This is a genomic window from Metabacillus sp. KJ11-3, from assembly GCF_055808295.1.
The window spans coordinates 985,048-1,008,525 of sequence record NZ_CM147865.1; the positions used below are offsets into that span (position 1 = coordinate 985,048).

At 36.9% G+C, this 23,478-nt stretch carries 17 protein-coding genes, 1 other RNA gene, 2 pseudogenes and 1 other annotated feature; of the genes and pseudogenes, 18 read left to right on the forward strand and 2 right to left on the reverse strand.

What is annotated here, in order from left to right:
• The first annotated feature begins 282 nt into the window (after positions 1-282).
• Positions 283-2,492 (forward strand): annotated as a pseudogene (locus tag AC0L8O_RS05035) (RelA/SpoT family protein).
• 18 nt (positions 2,493-2,510) lie between these two features.
• A complete protein-coding gene (gene dtd / locus AC0L8O_RS05040; RefSeq protein ID WP_473446837.1) occupies positions 2,511-2,951 on the forward strand; it encodes a D-aminoacyl-tRNA deacylase in 441 nt (146 codons plus the stop codon).
• A gap of 185 nt (positions 2,952-3,136) precedes the next feature.
• On the opposite strand, the gene AC0L8O_RS05045 is transcribed toward dtd, so the two are convergent.
• Entirely contained in the window at positions 3,137-4,924 is a 1,788-nt protein-coding gene (locus AC0L8O_RS05045) for an SH3 domain-containing protein (RefSeq protein ID WP_473446838.1), read from the reverse strand.
• A gap of 139 nt (positions 4,925-5,063) precedes the next feature.
• Between AC0L8O_RS05045 and AC0L8O_RS05050 the strand changes: the two genes are divergently transcribed.
• The 5 genes from AC0L8O_RS05050 (at position 5,064) to AC0L8O_RS05070 (ending at position 9,915) form a co-directional block, all read left to right on the forward strand.
• Entirely contained in the window at positions 5,064-5,237 is a 174-nt protein-coding gene (locus AC0L8O_RS05050; protein ID WP_026558640.1) for a hypothetical protein, read from the forward strand.
• Positions 5,238-5,308: 71 nt separating this feature from the next.
• Positions 5,309-5,538: a binding site (T-box leader), on the forward strand.
• 49 nt (positions 5,539-5,587) lie between these two features.
• The gene (gene hisS, locus AC0L8O_RS05055; RefSeq protein ID WP_473446839.1) at positions 5,588-6,859 is read left to right on the forward strand and encodes a histidine--tRNA ligase; all 1,272 of its coding nucleotides are present in this window, start codon (positions 5,588-5,590) and stop codon (positions 6,857-6,859) included.
• A gap of 17 nt (positions 6,860-6,876) precedes the next feature.
• Positions 6,877-8,643, forward strand: a complete 1,767-nt coding sequence (gene aspS / locus AC0L8O_RS05060; RefSeq protein WP_473446840.1) for an aspartate--tRNA ligase — start codon at positions 6,877-6,879, stop codon at positions 8,641-8,643.
• Between the two features lie 59 nt (positions 8,644-8,702).
• Positions 8,703-8,889: non-coding RNA, 6S RNA (gene ssrS / locus AC0L8O_RS05065), on the forward strand.
• A 258-nt stretch (positions 8,890-9,147) separates the two neighbouring features.
• Positions 9,148-9,915: a tRNA threonylcarbamoyladenosine dehydratase gene (locus AC0L8O_RS05070; RefSeq protein WP_473446841.1), complete on the forward strand. Its 768-nt coding sequence runs from the start codon at positions 9,148-9,150 to the stop codon at positions 9,913-9,915.
• Positions 9,916-9,944: 29 nt separating this feature from the next.
• Here the strand turns inward: AC0L8O_RS05070 and AC0L8O_RS05075 are convergent, their stop codons facing one another.
• A complete protein-coding gene (locus tag AC0L8O_RS05075) occupies positions 9,945-10,478 on the reverse strand; it encodes an RsfA family transcriptional regulator (RefSeq protein ID WP_473446842.1) in 534 nt (177 codons plus the stop codon).
• A 165-nt stretch (positions 10,479-10,643) separates the two neighbouring features.
• On the opposite strand from AC0L8O_RS05075, the gene AC0L8O_RS05080 reads away from it, so the two are divergent.
• The 11 genes and pseudogenes from AC0L8O_RS05080 to alaS all read left to right on the forward strand — a co-directional run bounded on the left by AC0L8O_RS05080 (position 10,644) and on the right by alaS (position 23,450).
• Positions 10,644-11,933 (forward strand): replication-associated recombination protein A, encoded by a 1,290-nt coding sequence (locus AC0L8O_RS05080; RefSeq protein WP_473446843.1) that lies wholly within the window; start codon positions 10,644-10,646, stop codon positions 11,931-11,933.
• A gap of 302 nt (positions 11,934-12,235) precedes the next feature.
• Complete coding sequence (cymR, locus tag AC0L8O_RS05085) at positions 12,236-12,655, forward strand: cysteine metabolism transcriptional regulator CymR (RefSeq protein WP_026558646.1); 420 nt, start codon at positions 12,236-12,238, stop codon at positions 12,653-12,655.
• Positions 12,656-12,693: 38 nt separating this feature from the next.
• A pseudogene (locus tag AC0L8O_RS05090) lies at positions 12,694-13,832 on the forward strand (cysteine desulfurase family protein).
• Between the two features lie 22 nt (positions 13,833-13,854).
• Positions 13,855-14,967, forward strand: coding sequence for a tRNA 2-thiouridine(34) synthase MnmA (gene mnmA / locus AC0L8O_RS05095; protein ID WP_026558648.1), 1,113 nt, complete (start codon positions 13,855-13,857; stop codon positions 14,965-14,967).
• Between the two features lie 127 nt (positions 14,968-15,094).
• Positions 15,095-15,751, forward strand: coding sequence for a tetratricopeptide repeat protein (locus tag AC0L8O_RS05100; protein WP_473446844.1), 657 nt, complete (start codon positions 15,095-15,097; stop codon positions 15,749-15,751).
• A gap of 28 nt (positions 15,752-15,779) precedes the next feature.
• On the forward strand, positions 15,780-18,161 hold the full coding sequence (gene recD2, locus AC0L8O_RS05105) for an SF1B family DNA helicase RecD2 (protein WP_473446845.1): 2,382 nt from the start codon (positions 15,780-15,782) through the stop codon (positions 18,159-18,161).
• Between the two features lie 26 nt (positions 18,162-18,187).
• Complete coding sequence (locus AC0L8O_RS05110) at positions 18,188-18,664, forward strand: PRC-barrel domain-containing protein (RefSeq protein ID WP_473446846.1); 477 nt, start codon at positions 18,188-18,190, stop codon at positions 18,662-18,664.
• 15 nt (positions 18,665-18,679) lie between these two features.
• Positions 18,680-18,871 (forward strand): hypothetical protein, encoded by a 192-nt coding sequence (locus AC0L8O_RS05115; protein ID WP_026558652.1) that lies wholly within the window; start codon positions 18,680-18,682, stop codon positions 18,869-18,871.
• Between the two features lie 13 nt (positions 18,872-18,884).
• Complete coding sequence (locus AC0L8O_RS05120) at positions 18,885-19,016, forward strand: YrzQ family protein (protein ID WP_078432422.1); 132 nt, start codon at positions 18,885-18,887, stop codon at positions 19,014-19,016.
• 198 nt (positions 19,017-19,214) lie between these two features.
• Complete coding sequence (locus tag AC0L8O_RS05125; RefSeq protein ID WP_473446847.1) at positions 19,215-20,276, forward strand: AI-2E family transporter; 1,062 nt, start codon at positions 19,215-19,217, stop codon at positions 20,274-20,276.
• A 534-nt stretch (positions 20,277-20,810) separates the two neighbouring features.
• Positions 20,811-23,450: an alanine--tRNA ligase gene (gene alaS, locus AC0L8O_RS05130; RefSeq protein ID WP_473446848.1), complete on the forward strand. Its 2,640-nt coding sequence runs from the start codon at positions 20,811-20,813 to the stop codon at positions 23,448-23,450.
• Positions 23,451-23,478: the final 28 nt, after the last annotated feature.

Genomic DNA, 23,478 nt, shown 5'->3' on the forward strand with positions numbered 1-23,478 from the left:
AATTGCATTGTATATACTATTTTAGTTAACTTGACTTATAAACTCCATTTTACTCCATTCATTTAACGTTTTTTGTGTAAATGGTCATATACCACTTTCTGGCTAGTGTGAAAAATACTGTTTTCTCTTTACATCTCGTGTTTTTTTATTGATAATAGTTACAATATACTAAAATTTCTAATCGATATAATGAACTTCGTTATTCGGTTTTTATGACAATAGATAAACAGCAAGAAGGAAAAAGATTTGTAATCAAAGTTTTCAATATAAAAAGGTGATTTCATGGCTAATGAACAAGTATTATCCTCCGAGCAAGTAATTCAAAAAGCACAGCGCTATTTATCAGCCGAAGATACTGATTTTATACAGCGTGCTTATGATTTTGCTGAAGAAGCACACCGGGAACAATTCCGTAAGTCTGGCGAACCATATATTATACACCCCATTCAAGTTGCAGGCATTTTGGTAGATTTAGAGATGGATCCTGCTACAATAGCAGGTGGTTTTTTACATGATGTGGTGGAGGATACAGATGTTACGTTAGATGACTTACGAGCGGAGTTCAACAATGAAGTGGCAATGCTCGTTGATGGTGTAACAAAGCTGGGGAAAATAAAATATAAATCAAAAGAAGAGCAACAAGCTGAAAACCATAGGAAAATGTTTGTAGCGATGGCTCAGGATATTCGTGTAATTCTTATAAAGCTTGCAGACCGTCTGCATAATATGAGAACTCTTAAACACCTTCCACAGGAGAAACAGCGACGTATTTCAAATGAAACATTAGAAATTTTTGCACCCCTTGCTCATCGTTTAGGGATTTCGAAAATTAAATGGGAGTTAGAAGATACATCATTAAGGTATTTAAATCCGCAGCAATATTATCGAATTGTGAATTTAATGAAGAAAAAGCGTCAGGAACGATTGGAATACTTGGATCAAGTCATTGACGAAGTTCGAGAACGGGTTGATGAGGTCAACATAGAAGCTGAATTTTCAGGAAGACCAAAGCATATATACAGCATTTACCGGAAAATGGTTCTTCAAAATAAGCAATTTAATGAAATCTATGATCTACTAGCGGTTAGGATTGTTGTCAATAGCATTAAAGATTGTTATGCCGTATTAGGTATTATTCACACTTGCTGGAAGCCGATGCCTGGTCGTTTTAAAGATTATATTGCCATGCCGAAACCGAATATGTATCAGTCTCTTCATACAACCGTGATCGGACCTAAGGGAGATCCGCTTGAGGTGCAAATTCGTACGTTTGAAATGCATCAAATCGCTGAGTATGGGATCGCAGCCCACTGGGCTTATAAAGAGGGAAAAGATGTTGATGAAAAAACAACATTAGAAAAAAGCTGTCCTGGTTCAGAGAAATATTAGAATTTCAAAATGATGTAACAAATGCAGAAGAATTCATGGAATCTCTAAAAATTGATTTGTTTTCAGATATGGTATTCATCTTCACACCAAAAGGCGATGTAATCGAGTTGCCGTCTGGGTCTGTTCCAATTGATTTTGCTTATCGTATTCATTCAGAAATTGGCAATAAAACCATCGGTGCGAAAATTAACGGTAAAATGGTGACCCTTGACTATAAGCTGAAAACAGGCGATATTATTGAGATTTTAACATCCAAGCACTCATATGGACCTAGTCAAGATTGGTTGAAACTTGCTCAAACTTCTCAAGCGAAAAACAAAATTCGCCAATTCTTCAAAAAGCAACGTCGTGAAGAAAACGTTGAAAAAGGGAAAGAAATGGTTGAAACTGAAATAAAAAATTTAGATTTTAATGTCAAAGAAATTATGACAGCTGATAATTTACAACGAGTAGCTGAGAAGTTCAACTTTTCTAATGAAGAGGATATGTATGCAGCTGTTGGATATAATGGTGTAACGGCACTACAAGTTGCGAATCGTTTAACAGAAAAATGGCGTAAAAAACGTGATCAGGAAGAACAAGAAAAAAATATACAAGAGGTTATGAATGAGACGAAACAAATCCCTTCCTCTACAACTTCCAAGAAGCGTGATGCAGGTGTACAAGTTAAAGGAATTGATAATTTATTAATTCGTCTCTCAAAATGCTGTAATCCAGTTCCAGGTGATGATATAGTCGGTTTTATAACGAAGGGAAGAGGAGTATCTGTTCACCGTTCTGATTGTACAAATGTCCACACTGACGATGCAAAAGAACGGTTAATTGATGTTGAATGGGAAAATCAGCCCTCATCAAGTCGAAAAGAATATAATGTTGAAATTGAAATTTTGGGCTATGATCGTCGAGGCCTGTTAAATGAAGTATTGCAAGCAGTAAATGAGACAAAAACAAATATTTCGTCTGTTGCAGGTAAATCAGACCGTAACAAAGTAGCAACAATTAATATGGCTATTTCTATTTCAAATATTAATCACTTACAAAAAGTTGTAGAAAGAATTAAACAGATTTCTGATATATACTCTGTTAGAAGAGTAATGAACTAAGGTAAGGTAGGTTTTATTGTGAAGGTAGTTGTACAACGTGCAGTTCAAGCGAAGGTTACTGTTGATGAAAAAGTAGTTGGGAAAATTGATAAAGGTGTTATGGTGCTTGTGGGGATTACACATGATGATACAGAAGCAGATGCTGAATACCTAGCTGAAAAAATTGCTCATTTAAGGATTTTTGAAGATGAAACAGGCAAAATGAATCATTCTATTCTTGATGTGGATGGTCAGGTTTTATCTGTTTCTCAGTTTACCTTATATGGAGATTGCCGAAAGGGTAGAAGACCTAACTATATGAATGCGGCAAAACCTGACGTAGCAAATGAGCTTTATGAGTCTTTTAATCGTATCTTAAGAGAAAAAGGCTTGCAGGTTGAAACGGGAATTTTCGGAGCTATGATGGATGTTCAATTTACAAACGTAGGGCCAGTAACATTGATTTTAGAAAGCAAATAAAAAGGTTATCCTTCTTCTGTATTTGAATGAAGGATAACCTTTTTTATATTATCTAGAGTTATTGTGACGTCGCGTTATTGACTGCCTCGAAGGTCTTTCCACAAATGAATTGAAGACAAAGAACGTCATCTATTCATTTGTGTCTTATTTGCCCTAGGCTGATCAAGGCGCTTGCGCTTTTGTTCTTACTTGAAATACTGTGCTAACCCATTAAAAATTCCCTGTGAAGCCCGTTCTTGATAGCTTGAAGTAGCTACGTTTAATTCTTCTGTCCGATTACTTAAGAAGCCCAGCTCAAGCAATACGGCAGGAGCTTTATTTTCTCGAAGGATATGGAAATTACCGAATTTTTGACCTCTGTTTCTCAGCTTGGTTTGTTTAACCAGTTCATTATTTACAGACTTTGCTAGAGAACCATCTTTTACCGAATGATAATAATACGTTGTTGTTCCTGAAACACTTCGATCTGCTGTGCTGTCAAAATGAATGCTAATAAATGCTTTTGCATTTCGATAATGTGATGTACTCACACGAGAATTTAAGCTAATATATGTATCATTTGATCTTGTCATAAAAACATTGGCTCCGGCAGATTTAAGCTTATCATAAACTAATTTTGCTGTGGAAAGTGTTAAATTCTTCTCTAATGTACCAGATGCTCCAACAGCACCACTGTCACGTCCGCCATGTCCAGGGTCAATGACAATTGTCTGGTTTTTAATGTATTGTGACACCCCCGGCTTCGTAACCGGTGAACTGACACCTGTTGTTTCAACTACCCAACCGGCAATAAAACCAGTTTTATTGCCTCCAAGACTGATCTTATACCAATCTCCTGTTTTTTCAATAATGCCATAACTCTCACCAATACTTGCACGTTTAATAATTGAATGAGAAGTAGATGTTCCTGAGCGGATATTTGTACCGTTATAAATGATTTTTACCTGTTTACTGCTATTGCTTGTATTTGTATTTGTGGTTTGTGTAGAATCTTTAGCAATGTACCAGCCAGCAACCCAACCAACCTTGTTTGAACCGTATGCAATCTTATACCAGTCATTTTTTTCTTCTAGAATATTTACCTTTGTTCCTTTTGTTATGGAACCAACAACACTTCCACTAAGAGAGCCGCTGTTTCTTATATTTAATGATGTGGATGTCACTTTTCCGCTACCTTTTGCGGCAGAACTTTGGTTTGATGTAGAAGATGTGTTTTCTTTTGAAGCCGAATTGGACGAATTTATCTTTAAATAATCACTATGTACCCAGCCTGAGATATTTTTTGTTTGGATTTGAGCCCATTTCCCTGATTCTTTTACAATTGAAACAGTGGCATTTTTCTTAAGGCTTCCAACAATACTGCCGGAAGTAGAGGCCGTTTTACGAACATTTAAGGATGATGCGGTCACAGTACCGTTTTTTCCGGACGATGTACCGGTCGATCCTTGTGTTGATGAAGTATTTTTGACCTTTACATAGCTAGAAGATACCCAGCCTGTTTTCCCTGAATAGGAAATTTTGATCCATTCCCCGCTTTTCTCCAAATAGGAAGCTGTTTTCCCTTTTTCAAATACACCAATCACCCCGAAAGAAGTTCCAGGTCCTGAACGAAACCTAAGTCCTGTTGCAGTGGATTCAACGACTGAACCCTTCGAAGTTGAAACAGCAGGTGTAGAAGAGCTTGTTACTGCCTTTTTCTGGGTGACTAACCAATTTGCTACCCATCCAGAAGATCTTGCTGATAATTTAATCTTAATCCAATCATTTTTCTTTTCTACCACATCATATGTTTGTCCTTTTTTTACTTTGGCAATGACGGAGTATGTTAGTCCTGCTCCGTTTCGCACATTCAGCATATCAACATTTATGGTGACTTGATCAGCAGCCTTTGCAGTTGAAGGTGAAGTTTCGGCGAAAAAGGATAGTATCACTAATGTGATACATATTGATATGGTTATCATTTTGCGAATCACGATAAACCTCCTTTTTATAAAAAGTAATTAAATAAAACATTTCTCTACTTATATCGCCATTCCTTTAGAAATTTGAAATAAATTTTTCCAAAATAGGAAAAGATAATAATGACTATGACGAGATGAGGTGGAATGATCAATGAGAAATAATGACAAAGGGGAATTAATGCACTCCAGACGGGATGTTTTCGGGGTGAACTTTCATGATTTTATGACAAAAGAGCAAAATGACTCGTCTTTTGAACTTGCATCTGAATTTGGAATTTCCTTAAGAGAAGTAAAGAATTTAAAAAAACATTTAAATCGGTCTTGACAATATACTACAAAGATACGTATGATAAGATAAAATTCGAAAGTATTATCTAAATACAACATATATAATTTTGTGAACCAATGAGGGAGAACAGTAAATAAGATAACACATGAAAAGAGAGGAAATGTCTTAGGCTGAAAGCATTTCTGCATGATGACTTATTGAAAAACACTCCTTAGGTTTCTCTCTGAAAAACAGTAAGTTTAGTAGGAGTAGAACGTGACAGGCGTTAACTGATCGAGTGGAAATAGATGATTATTTCAACTAGGGTGGAACCACGGGTATAACTCTCGTCCCTACATTTTGTAGGACGGGAGTTTTTTTGTTGTATTTTTTAAGGGAGGTAAATTATGTCATTCCAGATTCCTAGAGGTACTCAGGATATTTTACCTGGAGAGGTTGAGAAGTGGCAGTTTGTTGAGAATACTGCACGTGATTTATGTAAGAGATATCAATATAAGGAGATTCGTACACCTATTTTTGAACATACAGAGCTTTTTGCTCGTGGTGTTGGGGAAAGTACCGATATCGTTCAAAAGGAAATGTATACATTTCAAGATCGGAAAGGAAGAAGTATTACCCTTCGTCCAGAGGGAACAGCTTCAACTGTTCGAGCTTTTGTAGAGAAAAAACTTTATGCAAATCCTTCACAGCCAACAAAATTATATTATATTGGACCGATGTTCCGTTATGAACGTCCTCAAACAGGTCGTTTCCGCCAATTTGTCCAATTTGGTATTGAGGCGCTTGGGAGCAATGATCCAGCCATTGATGCAGAAGTAATTTCACTAGCAATGAATTTATATCAAGCACTTGGTTTGAAAAGCTTAAAGCTGGTGATAAATAGCTTAGGTGATAGCGAAAGTCGTAAGGCTCATCGTGAAGCTCTAATTGCTCATTTTGAACCAAGGATTGGGGAATTTTGTTCTGATTGTCAAAAAAGATTACAACAAAATCCGTTAAGAATCTTGGATTGTAAAAAGGATCGAGATCATGAATTGATGGAAACTGCACCATCTATACTTGAATTCCTTAATGAAGATTCTACCCATTACTTTAACAAGGTTCAGCAGTATTTAACTGCTAATGGGATTGAGTTTGAAGTTGATCCGGGACTTGTAAGAGGATTGGATTATTATAATCATACTGCATTTGAAATTATGAGCAATGCAGAAGGATTCGGAGCTATTACGACACTTTGCGGTGGTGGACGATACAATGGCTTAGCACAGGAAATCGGTGGCCCGGAGACTCCTGGTATAGGATTCGCGCTAAGTATTGAGCGTTTATTAGCAGCACTTGAGGCAGAAGGTGTTGAATTACCAATTTCAGCTGAAGTTGATTGTTATATCGTAACAATGGGAGACCAAGCAAAAGATCGTGCCGTATCATTATTGAATGATATGAGAAATGCTGGTCTCGTTGCGGAGAAGGATTACGAAGATAAAAAGATGAAGGCTCAATTTAAAGCTGCAGATCGTCATCAAGCTAAATTTGTTGCGGTTTTAGGGGATGACGAATTAGCAAACAATGTGATTGCCATTAAAAATATGGAAACAGGCACACAAGAAGAAATTGCACTTGATCAAGTGATCTCATATTTAAAACAAAAAACAACGTAATAAAAGGAGAGGGTTTCATGTTTGGCCGTACGTATTACTGTGGCGAAGTTCCAGAGTCAGCAATTGGTGAAGAAGTCATTTTAAAAGGTTGGGTAGCGAAAAGACGTGATTTAGGCGGAGTTATTTTTATTGACCTTCGTGACCGTACAGGTGTTGTACAGGTTGTTTTTAACCCTGAAATTTCGGCTGAAGCATTAGCTATCGCAGAAAGAGTTCGTAGTGAATATGTGTTAGATATAACTGGTAAAGTTGTTAAGCGTGATGAAGAAACAATCAATCCTAATGTTTCAACAGGGACAATAGAGGTTATTGTAGAGAAAGTGACAATTATCAATGCCGCAAAAAATCCGCCTTTCTTAATTGAGGATAAATCGGATGAAGTATCAGAAGATGTTCGTTTAAAGTACCGCTATTTAGATCTAAGAAGACCGGCTTTACAAACTACATTTCAATTACGTCATCAAGTGACAAGATCTATGAGAAATTTCTTGGATGAAAATGGTTTCTTAGATATTGAAACACCGATATTAACAAAAAGCACGCCTGAAGGTGCTCGTGATTATCTAGTACCAAGTCGTGTGCATGAGGGAGAATTTTATGCTCTACCACAATCACCTCAGATCTTTAAACAGTTATTGATGGTTTCTGGTTTTGATAAATATTATCAGATTGCCCGTTGTTTCCGTGATGAAGACTTGCGTGCTGATCGTCAACCGGAATTTACCCAAATTGACATTGAAACTTCATTTATGAGTCAAGATGATATTATGTCTATGACTGAACAGATGATGTCAATAATCATGAAAGAAACAAAAAATATCGAGATTGAACTACCATTACCTAGAATGACATATGATGAAGCTATGGGACGGTATGGATCTGATAAGCCAGATACACGCTTCGGACTCGAGCTCGTGGATGTTGGTGAAATTGTTAAGGATAGTGGGTTAAAAGTATTTAACACTGTAATCGCAAACGGCGGTCAAGTTAAATCGATAAACGTTAAAGGTGCAGCTGATAAATACTCTAGAAAAGATATGGATGCACTAGCTGAATTTGTTGCTCCATACGGTGCCAAAGGGTTGGCATGGCTTAAGGTTGAAGAGGACGGCCTAAAAGGTCCTATTATCAAGTTCTTCACTGAAGAAGAGCAAAAAGGACTGTTACAAACATTAGATGCTACTGTTGGTGATCTTCTCGTCTTTGTGGCAGATAAAAAATCAGTTGTTGCAGATGCTTTAGGAGCACTTCGTTCCAAGCTTGGTAAGGACCTGAACTTAATTGACGAAAGCAAATTTAACTTCCTATGGGTGGTTGATTGGCCGTTACTTGAGTATGATGAAGCAACAAAACGCTATTATGCAGCACATCATCCTTTTACAATGCCTGCACGCGAAGATATTGAATTGTTTGATACAGATCCGGCAAATATGAAAGCACAAGCTTATGATATTGTCCTTAACGGATATGAATTAGGTGGAGGATCTATCCGTATTTTTGAAAAAGATATTCAGGAAAAAATGTTTAAGCTGTTAGGTTTCTCTGAAGAAGAGGCTAGAGAGCAATTCGGTTTCCTATTGGAAGCATTTGAATATGGAACACCACCACATGGAGGAATTGCTCTTGGATTGGATAGACTTGTTATGCTTTTAGCTGGTCGTTCAAATCTACGAGACACAATTGCTTTCCCTAAAACAGCTAGTGCAAGTGACTTATTAACAAGTGCACCAAGTGCAGTTAGTGAAGCACAATTGGAAGAATTAAATCTTGAGCTTCGTGACTAAGTCAAGAACTTGAAATGAAATTTTTCTTATGCTATTATCTTTTTAAAGTAATATATAAGAAAGTCCTGATGTGTTCGTTGTACACCTAGTTTTGACCTAACATTTTTTATACGGGAGCTTGAAGTTTCCGGACAGAGTAAATGCCTCTCACTCGCATGAGGACTTACAAACCTCTGGAACAAAGCACCCACCTGCTGAGTGCGGGATCAAAACGAGGGAAATGGCGACGGCACAATCGGGACTGCTACATAGAAGATAAAACAGGGGCACCCCTTTCACCAACTGTGAAATGAGGTGTCCTTTATTATACTATCAGAAAGTATAAAAATTTTATGGATGAAAGTATAAGAAAAACTAAGGCTTTCGCCATTAGGGCGATAAGTCAAGTTTTTCTTATAATAAGGGCTTACTTTTTAAGTGATGTATGGTATATTCTTTTTCAGGTAAAAATACTGTCATTATGACATGATTAGAAATTTTAGGTTATCAATTGGAGTGAGTTAGTTGCTACATCAATTTTCGCGTAATGAATTGGCAATAGGTAAAGAAGGGTTAAATATTTTAAAAAACAGCACTGTCGCTGTTTTGGGAATTGGAGGAGTAGGCTCCTTCTCGGCAGAAGCATTAGCAAGATCAGGTGTCGGCTGCTTAGTACTGGTAGATAAAGATGATGTAGATATTACAAATGTAAATCGTCAAATTCATGCACTGGTATCAACCGTAGGTCAGCCGAAAGTAGACTTGATGGCTGATCGTATTAAAGACATTAATCCTGATTGTGAAGTCATTTCTTTAAAGATGTTCTACACTGAAGAAACGTATGAACAATTCTTTGCTCATAATCTTGATTATGTTGTGGATGCATCTGATACAATTTCCTATAAGATTCATTTAATGAAAGAATGTATAAAAAGAAACATTCCGATTATCTCCAGTATGGGTGCAGCGAATAAAATGGACCCAACGAGATTTCAGGTCGCTGATATTTCAAAAACACATACAGATCCGATTGCAAAGGTCATTCGAACTCGCTTACGTAAAGAAGGAATTCATAAAGGCATAAAAGTCGTATTTTCAGATGAAAGCCCGATTGTGATTCGTGAAGAAGTACGGAAAGAAGTTGGAAATGATGCGGCGCCAATAAGAAAAGCAAAAATGCCGCCTTCATCAAATGCATTTGTTCCATCTGTTGCAGGGTTAATTATGGGTGGATATGTCATTACAGAGCTACTGAAGGATATTAAGATTACTCGGGTGAAGGATGAAAAGTAAGTGGTTTCTTTATTGGGAGAGGAAAAGCATTAATGATAGAGTAGCTTTTCCTCCTCAATTAATTGGACCTCGTTAATTAGACAAAATAAAGTCTTATACTTATGATCTATCTTTTGTTTTTGGTTAGTAAGTTGCTCATACTTGTTCAAAAGGGTTCGTTTTTTCTCATACAGCTTTTTATTCTCTTCAGTTAATCGTATATTTTCATCAAGAATGTGAATGTGTTTCTCTTTGCTTCGAACTTGAGATAAATAATGAATGCATTCGTCTATTGATAGCTGTATCAATTCACCATGTTGTAAAACCTGCTGATTATTATGAGCTTCCTTTTTGTTAAGAGAAATTTCTTTTCCTCTCATTTTGGCTTGTTCAAACTCTTTTGGGTAATTTTTGCGTAGTACCGCATTCCACCTGTATCCGCACGCTGCTGCTGTACGATTCAATCGATTTCCAATATCCTTAAAAGCAGCTGACTGAGTACGGCCGTTTTGAACATATGATAGAACCGTTTCTGCTAGAAGTTGATCATTTTCTAATGTCCACGCATCATGTCTAGTTTTCACGACAACCTCCCTGGTTTCTCCTTTATCACCTTACAAACAAGTTCGTCATTTTTTATCCTTTCCGAATTATCCATGTTTATTCCTGATGTTTTCCAAGCTCCTTCAATTACAATGTTTCGTTACTCGGTTTATAATGTAAGTTAGAAATGAACAGGAGGTATTCATGTGAACGGAGAACCACTTGCTTTCCGAATGAGGCCTTCAACAATTGATGAGATTGTTGGGCAAAAAGAGGTGATTGGGGAAGAAACAAGCCTTTATAAGATGATAAAAAATGGGTATGTCCCTTCTATGCTTCTGTACGGTGAGCCGGGTATTGGAAAAACGTCGATCGCTTTTGCCATAGCAGGCACGACAAATATCCCCTTTATTGCACTGAATGCAACAACTGCCGGAAAGAAAGATGTAGAAGCAGTCGTTGATGAAACGAGAATTACAGGAAAAGTCATTTTGTTTTTAGATGAAATTCATCGTTTTAACAAAGCCCAGCAAGATTACTTGTTACCACATGTTGAACGGGGAGACATCATCTTAATTGGAGCAACAACAGAGAACCCGTTTCATGATGTCAATCCGGCAATTAGAAGTCGATGTGGACAGATAAAACAGTTAACAAGACTAACTGTTGTAGATATCGAGGTACTTCTTCATCGTGCCCTGCAGGATGAAAGAAAAGGGTTGGGTATGGTTAAAATTGATATTTCAGAGGAACAAGTGAAAATGATTGCTTTTGGGTCCAACGGAGACGCTCGAAAATCCTTAACTTTATTGGAATCAATTGTTTATTCTTCCTCAAAGGTAAATGATACATTTATTGTTGATGATAAAATAGTAAATGATATGGTAGAAAATGTTGGAGTATATGGCGATAAGAAAGGAACCCATTTTTATAATCTTCTTTCAAGTTTACAAAAGAGTATTAGAGGCAGTGATGTAGATGCGGCATTATATTATCTCGCCCATTTATTAGAAACAGGTGACCTTGTTGCAGTTAATCGAAGATTAGTAGTGATCGCATATGAAGATATCGGCTTAGCGAACACTGCTGTAGGTAATAATGTTTTAGCCGCTGTCACTGCAAGTGAGCGTTTAGGGCTACCGGAAGCACGTATTCCGTTGTCTGTGGCAGTTGTTGAAATGTGCCTTTCTTCAAAGTCCAATTCAGCTTATAAAGCTTTAGACTTGGCAATTCAGGATGTTCGATCTGGAAAAGTAGGAAACATTCCAATGCACCTTCGAGATGGTCATTACGCAGGTGCAAAAGTGTTAGGACATGTTGGATATAAATATCCCCATGACTTTCCGATTGGAACATTTGGGGGTTGGGTTAACCAAGACTATTTACCCGAGAATTTAATTGGAACAAAATATTATCAGCCATTGGATGCCGGTGATGAAAAAAGACTTGCGGCCATCTATGAAAAGTTAGAGCAGTTTAGGAAACAGAAAAAGTAGTATTGTATTTATGATGAATGATTTGGCCATCTATCATAGTTGGTTTAAGTGCTTAATACGATAAGTTTATGCTATAATGGCTAGTGTTCAAAAGTATATAGACTAGTAATACATTGGAAAAAGGGTTTCGTTCTGAAAAGAGATGGTTTGTCTCTTTTGAAATACTTATTTTTAAAATTCCTGAATCTTTTATCAGATAGTAGATCATGCTGATGATGGAAGAAGATTTATAATATTGAAACAGTTTATATATTTTAAAAGGTTAACTACCTATATTAATTCCTGGCGTAAGGGGGAAAACAATGAAAATATCTACAAAAGGCCGTTACGGACTAACAATTATGATCGAGCTCGCCAGAAAACATGGTGAAGGTCCTACCTCTTTAAAGAGTATTGCTCAGGCTCATGATTTGTCAGAACACTATTTAGAACAGTTAATTGCACCTTTGCGAAACGCACGCTTGGTGAAAAGTATTAGAGGAGCATATGGCGGTTATATTTTAGGTGATGAACCTGCAAATATCACATCAGGAGATATCATTCGTGTTTTAGAGGGACCTTTAAGTCCTGTTGAAGTATTGGATGATGAAGAGCCTGCGAAAAGACAACTATGGATCAGGATTCGTGATGCGGTAAAAGATGTTTTAGACAATACGACATTAGAAGATCTTGCTAATTACAACGGAGATGGAGACCAGGAACCCTACATGTTCTACATCTAAAAAATATAACAAATAAAGTAGAAAGGAGGGTATTCAGAATGAGAAGAATTTATTTAGACCATGCAGCCACTTCGCCACTTCATCCTGATGTTGCTGAAAAAATGATGAATAAAATGATTGAAAACTTTGGAAATCCATCAAGTATTCATTCTTTTGGCCGAGAAGCACGTCGAACTCTTGATGAGTCTAGAAGAAGTTTAGCGAACACAATTGGAGCCAATCCTGGTGAGATTATATTTACTAGCGGCGGAACAGAAGCAGACAACTTAGCTGTTATTGGAACAGTTTTGGCGAATAACCAAATTGGAAAACATATTATTACAACACAGGTTGAGCATCATGCTGTATTACATGCATGTAAGTATTTGGAAAAACAAGGTTATGAGGTAACTTATTTACCAGTTGATGAACAGGGACTTATATCATTAAATGATGTTCAAAAGCATGTAACAAATCAAACGGTACTTGTCTCTGTAATGTTCGGAAATAACGAAGTTGGTACCATTCAGCCAATACGTGAGATCGGTGAATATTTAAAAGATTACCCTGCTTTTTTTCATACTGATGCTGTTCAAGCATTCGGGATGGAAACTATTGATGTACGGGAGCTCGGAGTGGATTTATTAACGGTTTCTGCACATAAAATTAATGGACCGAAAGGTGTCGGTTTTTTATATGCAAAAGCCGGTATTAAACTTCAGCCTGCTTTATATGGCGGTGAACAAGAACTAAAACGCAGAGCAGGTACCGAAAATGTAGCTGGAATTAGCGGGTTTAGCCATGCAGCAAAGCTATCAATAGAAGAGAGGGAGCAAAAAAAGAGCAATATATTGGATTTAAAAAGGAAATGATGAGGATTTTTGAAGAAAACAACATTTCATTTCATTTAAATGGCTCTTTAAATGGTCTTCCACATGTTCTCAATTTATATTTTCCTAAGACACATATAGAATCACTTTTAGTTAATTTAGATTTAGCAGGTATTGCAGCTTCAAGTGGATCCGCGTGTACAGCAGGATCTGTTGACCCTTCACATGTGCTGGTGGCGATGTATGGAAAAGAATCAGATCGTATCTTGTCTTCCATACGTTTTAGTTTTGGACTTGGGACAAACATGGATGATATTCAATATGCTGCACAAGAGATTGTAAAAGTGATTAAGCGAATAACAGCTTAGAAAGACACGGAGGTGAAATGGGATGAAAAAAGACCCGAAAGATATAAGAGTTGTTGTCGGCATGTCTGGTGGTGTTGATTCATCTGTTGCTGCTCTTCGTTTAAAAGAGCAAGGATATGATGTAATTGGTATTTTTATGAAAAACTGGGATGACACGGACGAAAACGGTGTATGTACAGCAACCGAAGATTATAATGACGTCATTGAGGTATGTAACCAAATTGGCATTCCATACTATGCAGTAAATTTTGAAAAGCAGTATTGGGATAAGGTTTTCACTTATTTTCTAGATGAATATAAAGCGGGGAGAACGCCAAACCCTGATGTAATGTGTAATAAAGAAATAAAATTTAAAGCATTTTTAGAGCATGCTATGTCTTTAGGTGCTGATTATTTAGCAACAGGACATTACGCACGTGTTGAATACCGAGATGGAGAATATAAAATGCTGCGTGGTGTCGATGAAAACAAAGATCAAACTTATTTCTTAAATCAACTAGGTCAAGAACAACTTTCAAAGGTAATGTTTCCACTAGGAGATATTGAAAAACCTTTAGTTCGGGAAATGGCTAAAAAAGCGAATCTTGCCACAGCAACTAAAAAGGATAGCACAGGAATCTGTTTTATTGGTGAGAGAAACTTTAAAGAGTTCCTAAGTGGATATCTACCGGCACAGCCTGGAATCATGCAAACTCTTGATGGTGAAGTAAAAGGAAAACATGATGGATTAATGTACTATACGATCGGTCAAAGACATGGTTTGGGTATTGGTGGTAGCGGAGATCCTTGGTTTGCTGTTGGAAAAGATTTAGAAAAGAATATTCTTTATGTTGATCAAGGATTTCATAATGATTTATTGTATTCTGATTCAATCACAGCAACAAATGTAAGTTGGGTTTCAGATCAACCTGTAACAGAACTATCATGTACGGCAAAATTCCGTTATCGTCAGCAAGATAATGAGGTGACCGTTACGATGATAGATGATACAACTGCTAAGGTGACTTTCAAAGAACCTATTAGAGCAGTAACTCCTGGTCAAGCCGTAGTGTTTTATGATGGTGATGTTTGTTTAGGTGGCGGGACGATTGATCATGTATTTAAAAATAACGAAAAGATTTGGTATGTAGGATAAAATGATTTTATCGTTTGTTCTTCCATTAGGTACATTTTTTTGATAAGATGAGAGGGGTTGGCACACAAAGAGTCAACCCCTTTTCTTCGTAAAGAAACGAGTAATGAAAATAAAGGCAGGTATAAAGATGGACACAAATCAACGTGGAATTGAAGCGATGCAAAAAGGGAATTTTGAAGAAGCAGCAACTATTTTTTCAGAAGCAATTGAAGCTAATCCAAATAATCCGATAAGCTATATAAATTTTGGTAATCTTTTATCAGCAGTCAATGAATTAGAAAAAGCACTTAAATTTTATGAAAAGGCAATTGCAATAGATTCGAATGCAGCTACAGCATATTATGGGGCAGGTAATGTATATTTTAATCAGGAAAACTTTGATGAAGCTAAAAAAATGTATGAAAAGGCATTACAAAATGGGCTTGATGAAGGTGACCTGCATTTTATGCTAGGGATGTCACTCTTTAATCTTGGTCAAAACCGTTTAGCACTCCCATATTTTCAGCGTTCAGTTGAATTGAATAAAAAGGATAGTGACGCCAAATTTCAATATGGATTATGCTTGGCACAGCTGGAACTTATTGATGATGCAGTAAAGCAATTTGAGGCTGTGATACAATTAGATGGGGATCATGCAGATGCATATTATAATCTTGGTGTTGCATTTGCTTTTAAGGAAAAGGCAGATAAAGCGATCGAAATGCTGGAAAAAGCGTTAGATATTCAGCCGAACCATATGCTGGCAGGACACGCACTAAAAATTATGAATGGTCAATCTAATTAGAGATCTATCTGTGAAGGGAGAGTCGTTCATGCAGGAGAGTGCCGATTTATTTAGTGAAAATGAACGTTATGTGAAAGGTCTTGTTAAAGTTGTGATCTTTCACAATGATCAAAATCTATATTCTGTTTTAAAAGTAAGAGTTCATGAAACAAGTGAAAACATTGAAGATAAAGAAATAACGGTTACAGGTTACTTTCCACTCCTGCATGAAGATGATCTTTATACGTTTTATGGCACACTAACAAATCATCCCAAATTTGGTTTGCAATTTCAAACAGAGCATTTTCGTAAAGAAATACCTCAAACGAAAGAAGGAATTATTCAATATCTTTCAAGTGATCTTTTTAAGGGGATTGGGAAAAAAACGGCAGAGGCGATCGTTGAGAAATTAGGGGAATCTGCCATCTCCAAGATCCTGCAAAACCCTTCGGTTTTAGATGATATCCCCAAGGTAAATAAAGAAAAAGCAAAACAATTAGTCGATGCTTTAGTTTCTCATCAGGGGCTTGAACAAATTATGATCGCATTAAATCAGTTTGGTTTTGGACCTCAATTAGCCATGAAGATTTATCAAACCTATAAAGATGAAACATTATCAATTGTTCAAAATAACCCTTATCAGCTTGTGCAGGATATTGAAGGGATTGGTTTTGTAAGGGCCGATGAGCTCGGTAAACAGCTGGGTATATCAGGAAAAGATTCTGAAAGAATAAAAGCAGCATGTCATTACATTATTGAGCAATTATGTGTACAAGATGGTCATGTTTACATAACACTTGAGCAACTAATAATAAAAGCAAAGGAATTGCTTGATCATACGAAGCAAGCCATTATTCATGAGACAGACATTGCGACGGAAATTATTGCATTAGGAGAAGAAGGCAAGCTGATTGTAGAAGAAGAACGGGTATATATACCCTCTCTTTATTTTGCTGAGCAAGGATTAGTCAAGAACGTTAAAAAAGTTCTGGAGCAAACAGAGTATGATGAATTGTTCCCTGAGTCTGAGTTTTTGTTATCACTTGGTAAACTAGAAGAAAGAATGAAGGTTCAATATGCACCTTCTCAAAAGGATGCTATTCAAAAAGCATTAATGTCACCAATGCTTTTATTGACTGGAGGACCTGGAACAGGAAAAACAACCGTTATTAAAGGGATTGTTGAATTGTATTCTGATTTGCATGGCTGTTCTCTTGAACCAAAAGACTATAAAAAAGAAGAACCCTTTCCAATCTTGCTTGTTGCTCCAACAGGTCGAGCTGCTAAACGAATGAGTGAAGCGACAGGTATGCCTGCAGTTACGATTCACCGCTTGTTGAAATGGAATGGAGCAGACGGTTTTGAACATGATGAAGATAATCCAATATCAGGAAAACTGCTCATTGTTGATGAGGTTTCAATGGTTGACATATGGATAGCCAACCAATTATTCAAAGCGCTGCCTAAGGAAATACAAGTCATCATGGTTGGAGACGAAGATCAGCTTCCATCGGTAGGACCTGGACAAGTCCTGCGTGATTTATTGTCTTCTAAAATGATTCCTACTGTTCAGTTAACAGATATCTATCGTCAAGCTGAAGGCTCATCCATTATTGAGCTCGCCCATGAAATGAAAACAGGAAATTTACCGCAAAATATCGCCAAACCAACATCAGATCGTTCCTTTATTCGCTGTTCACAAGCACAAATGAAGGAAGTAATTGAAAGGATTATTCAAAGTGCAATAAGTAAAGGCTATACCGCAAAGGATATTCAAGTATTAGCACCTATGTACCGAGGTGCAGCAGGTATAGACCAATTGAATAAATTACTTCAAGAACTGTTTAATCCTAAAACTCCGGGAAAAAGAGAAATGAAATTTGGTGAGGTTGTCTATCGTAATGGAGACAAAGTCCTTCAATTGGTCAATCAACCAGACAGCAATGTATTTAATGGTGATATTGGAGAAATTGTTTCAATCTTTTATGCTAAAGAAAATACAGAGAAAGAGGATATGATTGTCATTTCTTTTGATGGAAATGAAGTTACCTACACCAAGCAAGATTTCAACCAATTTACACATGCATTTTGCTGCTCCATACATAAGTCTCAGGGAAGCGAATTTCCAATTGTTGTGTTACCGATTGTAAAAGGATATTATCGGATGTTAAGGCGGAATTTAATTTATACAGCAGTAACCAGAAGTAAACGATCGCTTGTGATATGTGGGGAGTTAGAAGCTCTTCAATGGGGAGTGTCAAATAATGACAGTTCAGACCGGCAGACAAGTTTAAGGCAAAAATTAAGCGGCATGCATTCTGACTCAGAAATGGATGAACTTCAAAAGGAATTGCCTTTTCCCGTAAGTGATGCAAATATTGGCATGGAAAACCTTTCACCGTATGACTTCATGGAGCCAAGTGAAACATAAGAATGTTCGGAAAGGTGGAGAAGACTTTGCGGACATTCTCAAAACTCAAAGGGCTACCTGTATACTGTTGCCATAATGCAACCATTTTAGGACATATAACGAATTTATGCTTATCTTCCAAAGGCTTTATTTTTGGGTTAATGATGGAAGGAAAGGGTTTTTTTCATCGTGATAAATTTATTCCAATTCATTCAATTTATTCGATTGGAGAAAATGGAGTCATGGTTGAACAAATTGAAACCCTTTTATCCATCCAGGACATGAAGAAACAATATACGTATAATACCTATCATGACCTTGAAAATAAAGCAGTCTTAACAAAAGAGGGAACCAAATTAGGGTTGTTAGAAGACGTATATTTTTCTGAAAAATTGGGCACAATTGAGGCATACGAATTGACGGACGGATTTTTTGCAGACATCGCTGAAGGGAAAAAAGTGGTTAAAGCTTCCGGAGAACCATTTTCGATAAGCAAAGATGCGATCGTCATTGATTTAATGTGAATGAGGTGTGCCTAATTGTTTTCATGTCCTAATTGTAGAAGTAAAGATCTTGGAAAGATAGGTGTAAATCAATATTACTGCTGGGGTTGCTTTATTGAGCTTTCAGTATCAAAAGGAAAAATATTAACCCATCAAGTGGAAGAAGATGGAACGTTAAGTTCACTCGATGATTTATTTTCAGAAGATGAACGATCAATAAGCATGTAAAGGGGAGATCATTTTGAACCGTACTTTAACATCACTAGTATCTCTTGGTCTTGGTGCAGTTGCTTATCATTATGCACGAAATACAAACATGACAAATAATCGTTCGATGAAGAAAATGAGAAAAAGAGTAATGAAAATGTTTTAGTAAAGAAGGAGCTGATATGTTCAGCTCCTTTTTAGATTTTACGATCAGAAAGTATAAGATTTTATTTGTAATAGTAATGCTTTCGCCATAAGGTCTTTGCGATAAGCCAAGTATTTCTAATTTTATTTCTTATATATTGGAAATAGATGTATAAAAATGATAATACCTCCAAACAACTATATAGTAAGGAGGAGTTAAATGAGAGAAAAGCATATTAAGTGGCTGCTGCAAATAACGATATTATTATTAGCCTTATTATCCGTGTATGTATTTTTAAAACTTTACTCCATATGGGCTCCTTTTCTAGTCATGTTTAAAGCTGTAATTATACCATTTTTAATCAGTGCGTTTATAACATATTTACTTCATCCGGTAGTTGAAAAGCTTCATCGTAAGGGCTTGCCCAGGTCAATCTCCATTCTTATTATATATTTCCTGTTTTTTGGGTTAATAGGATACGGCTTTTATAGGGGAATCCCTGTCTTAATAAGTCAGCTTAGAGATTTATCTGAAAACTTTCCACAGTTTACTATGATTTATAATGAATGGATGGATTCCATTCATGATCACACAGATACATGGCCAGTAGGAATTCACGACCGGATTGATCAAATGTTTAGTAAAACAGAAGAATGGCTTGCTGTTACAATTGAAAAAGCTATTAATAGCTTAAAAGGAATTTTTGATTATATGCTCTTACTTGCGATAATACCGTTTCTTGTCTTTTATATGTTAAAAGATTATGAGCAAATCAAAAAGGCTGCATGGTATTTGACTCCCCGCAAATGGAGAAGTGATTCCATTCAGTTTTTGAAAGACATTGATCATTCTCTTGGAAATTATATTCGGGGTCAATTGTTTGTCTGTCTTATAATTGGAACATTAGCTTTTCTAGCTCTGTGGTTTTTCCATGTTAAATACCCTTTAATTCTTGGTCTTTTAATTGGAACCACAAATATTATTCCTTATTTCGGACCTGTCATCGGTGCTGTGCCTGCATTAATTATTGCTGCAACGATGTCGACAAAAACAGTCATCATCGTTATTGTTCTTATTGCAAGTCTGCAATTTATAGAAGGAAATATATTGGGGCCATTAATTGTAGGGAAGAGCCTTCATATGCACCCTATTGTTATTATGCTAGCATTACTCGCAGGAGGGGAAATTGGAGGAGTGATTGGGTTAATGTTAGCGGTACCTGTTATCGTGATTTTAAAGGTTATGATTGTTCATCTTGCTCTTTTAAGAAGACAACATTGACATTTAGAAAACGCTTGTCTATAATTCTAGGGTAGAATAAGGAAAAACGATGATGGAATGAAGTATGCTGATACCGCTTTTAAGAGAGGAATTTTCATGGCTGAGAAAAATTCTAAAGTCAGGGCAGCAGAAAGCTAATCCTAAGTGCAGAAAAACCTGCCGTATTGAACCACGTTACGGTTTTAATAAAGGTGACGGACTGGTGGAAGTTCAAAGATTTGCTATTTAACTTTGTCTTACTGTCTAGCTACAGGCGTCATCGGCGAAGCACAGGAAGTGCAGTCATTGCGACAGGATGTCGCGTCTAAGACTGCATCGAGGTCATAAGCCAAACCGACTAGAAGGTTAAAGAACAACCTTCAAGTAGGGCTTGTCTTATGCTTGTCGCCGATAAACGGACGCCTTCCGCTTTTCAATGTCCGTAATCAGGGTGGTACCGCGAGTTAACTCTCGTCCCTGTGTTAAGAGAATTCTTTTCACAGTGATGAGGGTTTTTTGTTTACTATTTATTATAGAAGATATGGAGGAATACATATGAGAAATTTACAATCTGCAGAAGTTCGTCAAATGTTTTTGGATTTCTTTAAAGAAAAAGGTCATGATGTTGAACCGAGTGCATCACTCGTTCCTCATGAAGATCCAACATTACTTTGGATTAATAGCGGTGTAGCAACATTAAAAAAATACTTTGATGGACGTGTCATTCCAGAAAATCCAAGAATTTGTAATGCACAAAAGTCCATCAGAACAAATGATATTGAAAATGTTGGTAAAACAGCAAGACATCATACATTCTTTGAAATGTTAGGAAACTTTTCTATCGGTGATTATTTTAAAGTTGAAGCAATCGAATGGGCGTGGGAGTTTCTTACAGATGCAAAATGGATTGGATTCGATCCTGAGAAACTTTCTGTTACGATCCACCCTGAAGATCATGAGGCATTTGATATTTGGAAAGATAAAATTGGCATTCCAGAAGAGCGCATTATCCGTTTAGAAGGGAACTTCTGGGACATCGGGGAAGGACCAAGTGGGCCAAATACAGAAATCTTCTATGATCGTGGCGAAGAGTATGGGAATGACCCAAGTGATCCTGAATTATATCCTGGTGGAGAAAATGAACGATATTTAGAAGTGTGGAATCTTGTGTTTTCTCAATTTAATCATAATCCGGATGGAACATATACGCCGCTTCCAAAGAAAAATATCGATACCGGAATGGGATTGGAACGAATGGTATCTGTCATTCAAAATGTCCCAACAAACTTTGATACGGATCTTTTCATCCCGATTATTAGAGCAACTGAGCAAATCTCTGACGAACAGTACCGTAAGGATCAAGAAAAGGATGTTGCTTTTAAAGTAATTGCCGATCACGTTCGTACAGTAAGCTTTGCTATTAGTGATGGCGCTCTTCCATCAAATGAAGGTCGTGGATATGTACTGCGACGTTTATTAAGAAGAGCTGTTCGGTATGCTAAACAAATTAATATCAACCGTCCATTCATGTTTGAATTGGTTCCTGTTGTCGCTGAAGTTATGGTTGATTTTTATCCCGAGGTTAAAGCAAAGACAGACTTCATTCAAAAAGTGATTAAAAATGAAGAAGAACGTTTCCATGAGACATTAAATGAAGGCTTAACAATTTTAAGTGAAGTGATGAAAACTCAAAAAGGAAACGGCAATGATGTCATTCCTGGAGAGGATGTTTTTCGTTTATACGATACATACGGATTCCCAGTTGAATTAACGGAAGAGTATGCAGAAGAAGAAGGCATGAAAATTGACCATGAAGGCTTTGATAGAGAAATGGAAGCGCAACGTGATCGTGCACGTGCTGCCATGCAGAAGGTTGATTCAATGCAAGTCCAAGGTGGAATGTTAGGCGAGATTAAGCTTGAAAGCAAATTTGTGGGATATGACCAATTTGTTGTAGAAAATGCGACAGCGGTTGTTATTGTGAAAAATGGAGATGTCATTCAAGAAGCCCATGAAGGGGAAGAAGTACAATTAATTCTAGATCAGACTCCTTTCTACGCTGAAAGTGGTGGACAAATTGCGGATATTGGTACTCTTTCAAGTGAAAAAGCTGTTCTAAAGGTAAAAGATGTTCAAAAAGCTCCAAATGGTCAAAATCTGCATAATGTAATTGTAGAAAGTGGCACAATTCAAACAGGTGATCAACTAACTGCAAAGGTTTTAGAAGAAAACAGAAGTGGTATTGTGAAAAACCACACGGCAACACATTTGTTACATCAAGCCTTAAAAGATGTATTAGGAACACATGTAAATCAGGCAGGATCATTAGTAACGTCAGATCGCTTAAGGTTTGATTTTTCTCATTTCGGTCAAGTTACACAAGAAGAGTTAGTTCGAATTGAACAAATTGTAAATGAACAAATTTGGCAAAGCATTGACGTTCAAATTGATTATAAGTCACTGGCAGAAGCAAAAGAGATGGGTGCTATGGCCCTGTTCGGAGAAAAGTATGGCAATATCGTCCGTGTTGTTCAGGTTGGTAACTACAGCTTAGAACTGTGTGGCGGTTGTCACGTACAAAATACTTCTTCAATTGGTATTTTCAAAATTATTACAGAAACAGGAATTGGAGCAGGTACAAGACGAATTGAGGCTGTTACAGGCAAAGCGGCATACGAACTAACAAATGAACAATATGGTAGACTTCAAGAGGCTGCAGAACTATTAAAATCCAACCCTAGAGATATCGTGTCAAGAATAACCGGCCTTTTACAGGATTACCGTGCCCTACAGCGTGAAAATGAGTCTTTGACAACAAAGCTTGGAAATTTAGAAGCAGGTAATATTGTTGATCAAGCTGTCACAATAAATGGTGTAACTGTTTTGGCTGCAAAAGTGAATGCAAAAGACATGAATAGTCTTCGAGGTATGATGGATGACTTGAAAAATAAATTGCAATCAGCTATTGTTGTTCTCGGAGCTAGTGAAGATGGAAAAGTGAATCTTGTTGCGGGTGTGACAAAAGATCTAGTCGATAAAGGTTATCATGCTGGAAAGTTAATAAAAGAAGTGGCAGAACGCTGTGGTGGAAAAGGTGGCGGTCGTCCTGAAATGGCTCAAGCAGGTGCGAAACAACCTGAAAAGTTGACAGAAGCACTTAAATATGTCGAAGAATGGGTTGAATCCGTTTTATAATTAGGAAAAGTAGTGTAAAATGTAAGTA